Raw genomic sequence first — 7,602 nt, forward strand, 5'->3', positions numbered from 1 at the left:
GAGGCCTCGCGGCCGTGCGGGGAGCTGTCGGCTCCGGCGCGCGATGCCCTGGAACCGATGATAGGGAAATCGGCTGCCGTCGACGGGGCCGGTGCCCTTCCGGGAAGTGTCCGTGCCCCTCGGAACAGAGTGAGGTCACACGGGCTTGCGGCTACCTGGACGCACTGGCACTGCGGGATGTGCTGCGGTCGGCAGCAGACCCCTGCGGTCTTCTGCGGTCGTACCGCCGCCGCACGGGCGCCCTGACCTGTCCCTGCTGGCCGCCGACCGGGCCCGTCGGGCGGCGGAGGGCGCGGACGACCCGATCCGGATCGCCGCAGCGGACTGGAGTCTCGGCCCCTGTCCGCTCTCGCGTCCGGACGGGGCGCGGGAAGCGGCTGAGGTCGCCCGCGCAGCCGGGGATGAGCTGGACGTGCTTCCGGCGAGCAGGGAGTCGGCCGCGATGCAGGGGGCGCTCCAGCTGGTGCGGGTCGTGGCGGAAGCACAGACCCTGCGGTGGCCGGAAGCCCGCGAGCGGCTTCCCCGTGAAGCGCTTCCCCTGGTCCGGCGCTCACTGGTGCTGCAGCGTGCGGGGCTGGAAGTCGCGGGGGACTGGCGGATCGAGGAGGTACTGCCGCCCGGAGCAGCTTGGCGACCGGTCGTCTCGGGCGGCGCCAAGCCGATCGTGGAATGCAGGTCTGGCTGCCACCCTTTCCCTGAACCGACCACTCCGCCCACGGGGTCGGCCTCGTGCGGGTCCACTCCCGATCACGTCCGGTCAGAGAGCTGCGTCGGCAACCTTCGCCGTGCATCGCAACCATGCTTGCGCGAGGCACCGGCAAGACCCTGGAAGCGTTTCGTACCGCCGAGTCGACCGCAGGCACACTGTGTGGGCGGTGCCTCCGAGGACTGCGGTGACTTTCAAGATTTCAGGTGCCATGATGCGCATCATGATCATCGCTGCGGCTTCCGACACCCCCACTCCGACCAACCTTCTCGTCTTCATCGCCCTGATAGGTGTCGCCGGCGTTTGGTTCGGCGCGCGACTCGTTTTCAACGTGCGGGGTGCCGTGGATGTCGCGCTGGCGCGCCGTCGGGTTGCCCTGGAGCTACGGGCGCAGCAGTCCGGCAACCTGAGCAGTATTGAGACCCAGGGTCTCGAGCCCTCGTACTTCAGGACCGTCGGCATTGTCATTTCGGGGGCAGGGGTTCTTCTGTTGCTGGTGGACGCCATCATCGCGACGCACTAGCCTCGATCTTTCGTGACGGCTCATCAGGTCAACTGGTGGGCCATTTCGCTTTGTTGTGTCGGGTGCGGGCAGGGTGACGGCCCGGCAGCCGCGTCGGGTGGGCGCCGAATTCCACAGCTCCGGTCGGGGTAGTGCTGGTCGTCGGGGCGCAAGGCTGCTGGTCGGTCGCGGTTCGGGAGCGCGTCGAGCTTGGCCAGGGCGCTGGTGATCACGTCGGTCCAGGGCCAGTGGTCGGCGCATCTGAGGAGTCGGCGGTGCCGCGGTTCCAGGGCCTCGATTTTCTCGCCGGCGGTGTTGGTGGCGAAGCAGGTCAGCCGCAGCCCGTCGGCGTCGGTGAACGGCAACGGGGCTCCCAGGCAGGGCCGTTCCCTGCGGACGATCAGCCGCATGGCTTGGGGCCGGCCCTTGAGCACGTCACCGTCGAGCTCGGCGACCCAGGTGCCGTCACCGATGGCTCCGCCGGGTTCGACGGCCACTGTCCAGGCGGAGGCGGGAACCTTCACAACGGCCTGGTGGATGGCGTCGGTGATGGTCATTCCGACCGAGTAGGACAGCCGGCGGCCGCGCTTGGTGAGCCAGGCCATGAATTCATGGGTGCCGCCACCGGAATCGGTACGGATCAGCGTCTGGCGTCCGCGCCGGTACTTCTTCGGCACGTGAGCCAGGGCGAGTTCAGCGGTTCTTATGTCATCGGTGGCGGTGTTGGAGCCCGCGCTCCCGGGGCGCAGCAGGGCGGCGACCGGCTCCCCGCTGCCGTCCGGGCCGTGGTCGACGAAGCCCGTCAGCAGGTGCTGGGCGACGCGGTCCCGGGCCGTGGTGGAGGACGTTCGGCCCGCTCCCGGGCGGCGGCACGGGCCGCCTCATGCTCGGCCTCCCGGACGCGCGCCTCTTCGCGGCGCCGCACGAAGCGCTCCGCGTCGACGGCCGTCCGGGCGCGCAGCCGCTCTCGGCGACCTGGCGGTGGGCAACTTCATCGAGCCCGGGCAGCTCCTGGCCGACCTCGGCCGTGACCAGGATCCGGGTGGCCCGCCGCACGTGGAGCACGTTGGAGCAGTTCTCGCAGGCGGCAAGAGCCACAGAGCGCGCGTCCTCCGGAGTCACGCGGGCGACGCGGGCGCGGCGCGCAGGGGGAGCCAGATCTCGAAGTGGCCCGCGCCGACCGAGGTGCGGTAGATCAGGGCGGTGGCCAGCCGGTACCGGCCGCTGGACCGCATCTCGTCGCGGATCAACGCCTGGATCTCACCCGGCTGATCGGACCAGTCCAGTACGACACCGTCGAACCAGCCGTCGTCGATCGCGGCCCGGTAGCCTTCCGGCCCGCCGAGGTGCCGGCCGCCCCGCCCGGTGTAGTCGATGTAGTAGATCGACGTCCACAGGGTGTAGTCCGTCAGCCCCCGGCCGGTGAGGTAGTAGACCGGCCCTTCGTGCGGCTGGCCCAGCCACTTCTGGCCGGGTCGCACGTTCTTCGCGAGCTCCGGGACGAGACGGCTGGTGTCGGGCCAGACGCCGTAGTTCTGGGCGGACTGCGACATGCCGAAGGTCAGCGCCAGCACCCCGACGGCGATGACCACCTGCGGGAAACGGAAGTGCGCCCCCATCAGGCGGTTCAGGCCGACCCCCGCCATGGGGGCGGCGAACAGCAGACCGTAACCGATGTGCTTGTGCAGCGAGATGCTGGTCTGGAGGTGGATCTGGTAGGCGGGCGCGAGCAGCGCGGTACCGGTCAGGAGGATCCCCAGGGCCAGCCGCCACCGGCGCGGCGGCGCGGCCCACACCCGGCCGGGCACCTCGCCGAGTCCCGCCCGGCGCGTGTACAGCACTGTGCCGAGGCCGGCCAGGGCGAAGAGCAGCCCGCCCCACCGGGCGCAGTCCCACAGCAACTGCCCGAGCGAGGCGGTGCCGTGGGCGCGCTCGGTCGTGGTGCTGCGGATCGCCTCCAGGTAGTCCGTGGTCAGCAGGCCGGCACCGAGCAGGAGACACACGCCGGCGGTGAACACCGCGCAGCGCCGCAGCGCCTCGCGCCCTCCGAGCCTCTCGTGGGCGACGAGCACCAACAACAGGGCGACGGTGGGCAGATACAGCGCGGACGCGTACTTCACCCCCACCGTGAGGGCCGCCACCGGGGCCGCGGCGAGCGGCAGCGCCCAGTGGCCCGGGGCGACCCGGACGAGGATCCACGCCGTCAGCGCGAGCAGGAAGAGGGCCATCGCGTCGTACGTCGCGAAGTTGCCCAGGAACAGCGTCGACTGGGTGACCGCGAAGACGCCCGCCGCGAGCAGCGCGGTGCGTTCGTTGAAGAGCCTGCGGGTGAACGAGTGGAGCAGGCCCGTGGAGCCCAGCATGAACGCCAGGCTCATCAGCCGTACCCCGGTCAGTCCCGCCGCCGAGTCCACCCAGGCGGCCAGCACCGGGTACAGGGCGGGCGATCCGGAGAAGTAGCTCGCGAAACCGCCGTATTCGGGCATGCCGTGGAAGAGGTGACCGATCATGGCGTGCCCGGCGTAGACGTAGAGCGCCTCGTCCTCGAAGGCGCTGTTGTGCAGGCGCAGCGACAACAGGGCCTGCACCAGCAGCAGACACGCCAGCAGGGCGCGGCTCACCCAGGTCCGACGGCGCCCGGGCTCCGGGGACCACCCTCGGTCGGGCACCCGGCCCAGCACCCAGTCCGCCCGGGTGATCTCGTCGAAGGTGTACCCGGGGGCCGGCTGCGGGCCGCGCACGACCGGCACTCGTATCTGCAGGGTCGACTCGGGGTCGTACCACCCGGCGGCGTCCCCGGGAGTCTCGGTGGTCGTCACGGGCGCCTCACGTCGAAGCCGAACCGCGGGTCGGCGACACCGCGGCGGAAGGCGGCGAGCGCCCCGGGACCGCTGTCGATCCGCCAGTCCGTCCCGCCCGGAGCGTCGTTCGCGTCGAGCCAGACGAAACCCACGACGTCGCCGCGGGTGGTCACGGCGCGCACCAGGTCCGCGACGTCCGCGGGCCTGCGGTCACCGGCCGGGGCGGCCGTCCCGGCGACGAGCACGGGGATACGCGTGAAGGCCCGGGCCTCCGCCACGGAGGGGCCGAACAGGGAGTCGTACGTGTGGGGGCCACGTTCGGTGTAACGGCCCACCGGGCCCAGCCAGTCGGCGTAGGCGTCACCCGGGTAGTACGGCTTCAGCCGCACCGACGGCTTCCCGGCCACCGTGGGGCTCCAGACCCACACGACGTTCGACACCCCCATGTCCTGGAAGAGGTCGTGGACGTGCCGCCACGCACCGACGAACTCCTCGGCGCTCGCCCGGCCCGCCCCCCACGGCCGACCGCCGTCGTTCATCCCGGGGGCGAACGCGAGGGCGACCGGCACATTGAGGTCGCGGAGCGCCTCCGCGACGTGCCGGACGTAGCCGTCCTTCGCGCCCGCGGCGATCTCCCTGAGCGTCGTCCCGAAGGGCTCCCAGGAGAGGTACGGCAGCACCCGCTGCTCCCAGACGGTCAGGACCCGGTCCCGGGGGAACTCCTCGTCCCAGGTGAAGCTCTGGGCGAGCAGTGTGGGCGCTTTGCCGGTCCTCCCCGACCACAGGGCGAGGTAGCCCGGCGTCACCGGCTTCCCGGCGAAGGAGACCCCGAGGTACTTGTGGTCCCCCCGGGGCCGGATCAGCCAGGTGACGTCGAACGGCACGTACGGCGCGGTCCGTTCGTCGGCCCCCTCCCCGCCGGCCCCGATCGGTGCCGTACGGCTCGGCGCACACCCCGCGGTCGCCGCCACCGCCGCGCCCGCCGCCCAGCGCAGCAGGCCCCTGCGGCCCACCGGGCTCACGCCGGGACCGACTCTGCGAGGCGGCCGGGCACGGACGACGTGTCCGGCCCGGCGGAGGCGATCGCGCCGGGCCCTTCGTCCTCCTCGGGACGCGGCAGGACCAGGACCCGCACCACGGCCGCCGCGTAGAAGAGCCCCGAGGCGAGCGGCAGGGCGAAGTCCTCCGGCACCATCGTGTCCATCCGCCACAACGCCGCCCCGATCCACACCGCGGTCGACGGCACGGTCCACGCCCAGACGCCGATCCACAGACGCCGGGTGTTGTTGCGGCGGGCCCCTCCCGAACCGGTCGGCTGCCAGCCCATGGGCCGCCGGCGCAGCACGTCCCAGATCGCGAAGACGTGCGACCAGCTGTAGAGGACCCGCGCCGCCCACGCCTCCAGCCGGTACGGAGTGCGGTGCCACAGCGGGTACACGACGACGAGGTAGAGCACCCCCGGCAGCACGAGGCGCATGTCGGTGAACTTCACCTGCTCGGGGAAGAACAGCAGCAGCACGGAGACGATCAGCGGCCCGGTGAACAGGATCAGGGCGGACTCGACGTAGTACACGAACCCGGACACGTAGCAGAGGCGGCTGGCGAACCGCATCCGTACCCTCCAGAAGTCCTGGACGCTGCCCAGCATGCTCATGGACGCCATGCACCAGCGGTACTGCTGGTTGTAGTACGCCCCGATGGTGTCCGGGCACAGCCCGGTCGCCAGCGCCAGCGGCACGTACCGCAGGTCCCAGCCCCGCGCCCGCAGGTCGAACCCGGTGTGCATGTCCTCGGAGTGCTCGATCAGGCTGGTGCCGCCGACCTCGGCGAGCGCGGTACGCCGGTAGACAGCGCAGGAACCGACACAGATGGAGCCGTCGCTGCTCTGCCGGGACACCTGCACCGAACGGTAGAACAACTCCTGCACCGCACCGGCGCCCCGCTCGATCCAGTTCTGCTGGTCGAGTACCCGGAAGTACTGCGGGGACTGCACGATCCCGAGGTCCGGGTCGGCGTCCATGTACGGCAGCAACTCGTCGAGCAGGTCCGTGCGCGGGACGAAGTCGGCGTCCAGGATCAGGATGAACTCGGCCTCCGAGTGCGCGAATCCGTACCGCAGGTTCCCCGCCTTCTTGTACCAGCCGCGATCGGGCCGCACGAGGTAGCGGAAACCGAAGTCGTCCGCCATGGACGCGACCTCCTCGCTGTCGGAGTCGTCGAGGACGAGCGGAACGACCTCCCCGGGGTACGACTCCACCAGCCGCCGGAGGTGGGTCCAGGTGTTGTGCAGCACCTCCAGCGGTTCCCCGCACACCGGCAGGAACACGTCGACCGACGGATACTCCCGCGGCGACCACGCCCGCACCAGCGCACGGTGCGCGCCGATGTCGAAACTCGGGCTGAACAGCTCCAGCCGCAGCGAGATGAGCACCCCCAGCACCGACAGCAGCAGGACCGGCGCGAAGAACCAGATCCACGGCCCGTGCCGGGCGGAGTCGACCTGGCTGTAGAGCACGCACGCGAAGCCCAGGAACGACGTGGTCGTCAGCAGCCAGGTCCGGCGCACCACGTACGCGTACTTCTCCCGCTCGTCGGGCGGGGTCGGCAGGAGCCCGCCGGAAGCCGGTGGACGCACCGGCCTCCCGCGCCCGGGGCGGCGCGCCCGGCGGACGGGCCGTGCGGCACCGGTGGCGTGGACAACTCGGACGGCAGCCATGATGTCGGGCTCCAAGGGCGGCTGATGTGGTCGCTGCCGGACACGCTAAGGAGCGAAGCGGGCCGGTTTGCGCACTCGGGCCGAACAGGGCCCTTTGGTGCACGACTTGTGTACGGAGTGCCGCCGGCCGGTACGCCCCACGCGCTGTCGGCGCCGCCACCGGCAGTCGCGCGCACGTCCCTTCGGACAGAGTCGGCGTTCAAGCGGGCACGGGCGCCCGCCCGCTGTTCTCCCCGCCGCCCGCCTCGTGTTCCTTGGGAGCTGTGCGGTGGCGGTACCCGCCCCGCCCCGGATCGCTCCGGGAAGAACGCCGGGCCGGAGGAGGAGTGAGCGGGTGTCCACGCCGTTCGACGAACAGATCGAGCAACTGCAGGAGACCTACCGGACGCAGTTGGCGCAGATCGACGACATGCAGCGCCGGATGCGCGAGGTGTCCGGCACGGCGACCGCCAAGGCGCAGGCGATGAAGGCGACCGTCGGCCCGCAGGGCGAGCTGACGGCCGTCGAGTTCCCCACCAGCGCCTACCGGCGGCTCACGCCGAAGGAACTGGCGGACCTGGTGCTCTCCACCGTCCAGGAGGCGCGGGCGAAGGCCACCACCGAACTGGCGCAGGTCATGGCACCGCATCTGCCCGAGGGGCTGGACGCCGAGCATCTGCTGCGGGGCACCGCCGACGTGAAACAGCTGATGCCGCCGGAGCCCGCCATGTCCGAAGCGGTACGGCAGTACGTCGAGCAGGGCCGCATCGCCCAGGACACCGCGGACGGGCCGAAGATCGCGCACAGCTGACCCGGATCCCGCCCCGCCCCTGCCCCCGCACCGCACCGCCCGACGGACGCGGTGCCCGTACCGACCCCGCCCGAGGAGTGAGCGCAC

The 7,602-nt window shown here is 71.5% G+C and carries 5 protein-coding genes and 1 pseudogene; 2 read left to right on the top strand and 4 right to left on the bottom strand.

What is annotated here, in order from left to right:
- Nucleotides 1-893 precede the first annotated feature (893 nt).
- Nucleotides 894-1,229, top strand: coding sequence for a hypothetical protein (locus OG599_RS31600; RefSeq protein WP_327179389.1), 336 nt, complete (start codon nucleotides 894-896; stop codon nucleotides 1,227-1,229).
- 23 nt (nucleotides 1,230-1,252) lie between these two features.
- On the opposite strand, the pseudogene OG599_RS31605 reads toward OG599_RS31600, so the two are convergent.
- The 4 genes and pseudogenes from OG599_RS31605 to OG599_RS31620 all read right to left on the bottom strand — a co-directional run.
- A pseudogene (locus OG599_RS31605) lies at nucleotides 1,253-2,020 on the bottom strand (transposase); the annotation flags it as partial.
- A 306-nt stretch (nucleotides 2,021-2,326) separates the two neighbouring features.
- Nucleotides 2,327-4,027, bottom strand: a complete 1,701-nt coding sequence (locus OG599_RS31610) for an ArnT family glycosyltransferase (RefSeq protein ID WP_327179390.1) — start codon at nucleotides 4,025-4,027, stop codon at nucleotides 2,327-2,329.
- Complete coding sequence (locus OG599_RS31615) at nucleotides 4,024-5,031, bottom strand: glycoside hydrolase family 26 protein (protein ID WP_327179391.1); 1,008 nt, start codon at nucleotides 5,029-5,031, stop codon at nucleotides 4,024-4,026. The genes OG599_RS31610 and OG599_RS31615 overlap by 4 nt, the downstream gene beginning before the upstream one ends.
- Nucleotides 5,028-6,725: a glycosyltransferase family 2 protein gene (locus tag OG599_RS31620; protein WP_327179392.1), complete on the bottom strand. Its 1,698-nt coding sequence runs from the start codon at nucleotides 6,723-6,725 to the stop codon at nucleotides 5,028-5,030. The genes OG599_RS31615 and OG599_RS31620 overlap by 4 nt, the downstream gene beginning before the upstream one ends.
- 334 nt (nucleotides 6,726-7,059) lie before the next feature.
- Here OG599_RS31620 and OG599_RS31625 point away from each other — a divergent pair, with 334 nt between their 5' ends.
- Complete coding sequence (locus OG599_RS31625; RefSeq protein ID WP_327179393.1) at nucleotides 7,060-7,515, top strand: YbaB/EbfC family nucleoid-associated protein; 456 nt, start codon at nucleotides 7,060-7,062, stop codon at nucleotides 7,513-7,515.
- Nucleotides 7,516-7,602: the final 87 nt, after the last annotated feature.

This window comes from Streptomyces sp. NBC_01335 (assembly GCF_035953295.1).
Taxonomy (GTDB): Bacteria; Actinomycetota; Actinomycetes; order Streptomycetales; family Streptomycetaceae; genus Streptomyces.